The organism is Ruegeria sp. AD9 (assembly GCF_056542305.1).
This window is the reverse complement of the sequence record NZ_JBQFZP010000047.1, coordinates 1-3,068: the sequence shown is the minus strand read 5'-3', so window position 1 is coordinate 3,068 and position 3,068 is coordinate 1. Positions and strand designations below refer to the sequence as shown.

Annotated in this window: 4 protein-coding genes; all 4 read left to right on the top strand. The window is 61.1% G+C overall.

Features of this window, described 5'->3' with window-relative positions; genetic code table 11:
- On the top strand, positions 1 to 397 hold a 397-nt coding region (locus ACR0AM_RS21470), incomplete at its 5' end, for a dTDP-4-dehydrorhamnose 3,5-epimerase family protein (RefSeq protein WP_480623982.1).
- A 3-nt stretch (positions 398 to 400) separates the two neighbouring features.
- The gene (gene rfbB, locus ACR0AM_RS21465; protein WP_480474420.1) at positions 401 to 1,444 is read left to right on the top strand and encodes a dTDP-glucose 4,6-dehydratase; all 1,044 of its coding nucleotides are present in this window, start codon (positions 401 to 403) and stop codon (positions 1,442 to 1,444) included.
- Complete coding sequence (gene rfbD / locus ACR0AM_RS21460; protein ID WP_480623981.1) at positions 1,441 to 2,307, top strand: dTDP-4-dehydrorhamnose reductase; 867 nt, start codon at positions 1,441 to 1,443, stop codon at positions 2,305 to 2,307. Before rfbB ends, rfbD begins: the two co-directional genes overlap by 4 nt.
- Positions 2,304 to 3,068: glucose-1-phosphate thymidylyltransferase RfbA (rfbA, locus tag ACR0AM_RS21455; protein ID WP_480623980.1), on the top strand; the 765-nt coding region annotated here is incomplete at its 3' end. The genes rfbD and rfbA, both read left to right, overlap by 4 nt.

Below are 3,068 nucleotides of genomic sequence, written 5' to 3'. Positions count from 1 at the left end.
CGCGGTGGGGACATTGCGCGGCCTGCATTTTCAGGCGCCCCCGCATGCGCAGGGCAAATTGGTGCGGGCGGGCCGGGGCGCGCTTTATGATGTCGCTGTCGATATCCGCAAGGGATCGCCGACCTATGGGCAATCTTTCGGCATCGAGCTCAGCTTTGAGAACGGGCGACAGCTTTGGGTGCCGGCGGGTTTTGCCCATGGTTTTGTGACGTTAGAGCCCGACACCGAAATCTGCTACAAATGTACCAGCTCTTACAATGCGGATGCTGATGGGGGTGTGCGCTGGGACAGCTGTGGTATTGATTGGCCCTTGCAGGGGAACCCGGTGCTGAGCGACAAGGACAGGATTGCGCCTGCGCTGGCCGATTTTGACAGCCCGTTTGTTTACGAAGGATAGAATATGAAACTGTTGGTGACAGGTGGTGCGGGTTTCATCGGGTCCGCGGTCGTGCGGCGTGCCATTGCGGACGGACATCAGGTCGTGAACCTTGATGCGCTGACCTATGCGGCCTGCCTCGACAATGTTGCCGAGGTTGCAGAGAACCCGAACTATGCCTTTGTTCACGCAGATATCCGCGACCCTGCGGCCCTGAAGGCGGTGTTTGCCGAACATGCGCCTGATGCGGTAATGCACCTGGCGGCAGAATCCCATGTTGACCGGTCCATCGACGGGCCGGGGGCTTTCATCGAAACCAATGTCCTGGGCACATACAACATGCTGGAGGCGGCGCGCAGCTATTGGGCCGGACAGGGAAAACCGGACACTTTCAGGTTCCACCATATCTCGACCGATGAAGTCTTTGGCAGCCTGGGGCCCTCCGGCCAGTTCACCGAGGATACTCCCTATGATCCGCGGTCACCCTATTCCGCATCGAAAGCCTCCAGCGATCATCTGGTCCGGGCCTGGCACGAGACCTATGGCCTGCCGGTGGTGCTGACCAACTGTTCGAACAATTACGGACCCTATCATTTCCCTGAAAAGCTGATCCCCGTTGTGATCCTGAACGCAATCGCGGGCAAGGCGCTGCCGATCTATGGTGACGGCTCGAATGTCCGCGACTGGCTGTATGTCGAGGATCACGCCGACGCGCTTTTGCTGGTGGTGCAAAAGGGGGCTGTCGGCCGGTCCTACAACATCGGTGGCGAGAACGAGCGCAGCAATCTGGAACTGGTGCAGACGCTTTGCACGATCCTGGACGATCTGCGCCCGAAACCGCAGGGGGTCTATGCGGACCAGATCACCTTTGTCACAGACCGCCCCGGGCATGATGCGCGTTACGCCATCGATCCCTCGCGGATGCGCAACGAAATGAACTGGCGCCCATCCGTGACGGTAGAGGAGGGTCTGCGCAGAACGGTTGAATGGTACCTGAACAATGAAGAGTGGTGGCGGTCCCTGCAAGGCCGGTCCGGCGTTGGCGAACGGCTGGGGGTCAGCGCGTGAAACTTCTGGTCTTCGGGGCGACCGGTCAGCTGGGCCGGGAACTGATCCGGTGTGGCGGGGAAATCTCGGTTGAAGCGCTTGGGCGCGACAAGGCGGATTTTACCGATCCCGAAGGGTGCGCGGCCCTGGTTCGCGGCACCGATGCGGATGCGGTGATCAACGCCGCCGCATATACCGCCGTCGACAAGGCCGAGGCGGAGGAAGACCTTGCCCTGCTGATCAACGGAACCACGCCCACGGCGCTGGCCAAAGCTGCGGCCGGGCGCGGGGTGCCGTTTGTTCAGGTCTCGACAGATTATGTGTTTGACGGGGCGGGCACGGCCCCGTTCTTACCCAACCACGCGACCGGCCCGCTGGGCGCCTATGGGCGCACCAAGCTGGCGGGTGAGGCCGGTGTGATTGCGGCGGGCGGACCCCATGCAATCATACGAACCTCGTGGGTGGTGTCGTCACATGGGCATAACTTCGTCAAAACCATGCTGCGCCTCGGCAAAGAGCGTGACCACCTGACGATCGTCGCAGACCAGATTGGCGGTCCAACCCCGGCATCGGCACTGGCCGGGGCCTGTATCGGCGCGGCCCGTGCCCTTTTGACAAACCCGGATGAAAAGACCGGAATTTACCATTGCAGCGGTGGCCCTGATGTCAGCTGGGCCGATTTTGCCCGCGAGATCTTCGATCAGGCCGGCATTGACTGCAATGTCGAAGACATCCCGTCCAGCGCATACCCGACCCCCGCGAAACGCCCCCTGAACAGCCGCCTGGACTGCACGACACTGACAACGGACCTGGGCGTGCCCCGTCCGGATTGGAAGGCGGGCCTGCACAGCATACTTGAAGACCTTGGAGAGCTCGGCACATGACGACCCGGAACGGCAAGAAACGCAAAGGTATCATTCTGGCAGGCGGGTCAGGTACCCGTCTTTATCCGATCACGATGGGCGTCTCGAAGCAGCTTTTGCCCATCTATGACAAGCCGATGATCTATTACCCCCTTTCGGTGCTGATGCTGGCCGGGATCCGCGACATCGCGATGATCACGACGCCGCAGGATCAGGAGCAGTTTCAGCGCCTGTTGGGCGACGGAAGCCAATGGGGCCTGTCCCTGACCTGGATTGTTCAACCTTCTCCTGACGGGTTAGCGCAAGCCTATATTCTGGCAGAAGACTTTCTGGATGGTGCCCCCTCGGCCATGGTGCTGGGCGACAACATTTTCTTCGGGCACGGCCTGCCCGAGATCCTGCAATCGGCAGACGCCAAAGAGACGGGAGGCACCGTTTTCGGCTATCGGGTCGCTGATCCCGAACGCTACGGGGTCGTGGCCTATGACGAGGCTGGCGCCGTCACCCAGATTGTCGAGAAACCTCAAGTGCCGCCATCGAACTACGCCGTGACCGGGCTGTACTTTCTGGACGGCTCTGCCCCTGAACGGGCCCGCGCCGTAAAACCGTCTGCACGCGGCGAGCTTGAGATTGTCACCTTGCTTGAAATGTACCTTGAGGCCGGGTTGCTCAGCGTCAACCGCATGGGACGCGGTTATGCCTGGCTGGATACCGGAACCCATGCAAGCCTGCTGGACGCCGGAAACTTCGTGCGCACGCTTCAGGACAGGCAAGGCCTGCAA

Bases quoted from the DNA above. Each gene is read 5' to 3' on its own strand.
- rfbB (WP_480474420.1), top strand. From the start codon at position 401: ATGAAACTGTTGGTGACAGGTGGTGCGGGTTTCATCGGGTCCGCGGTC.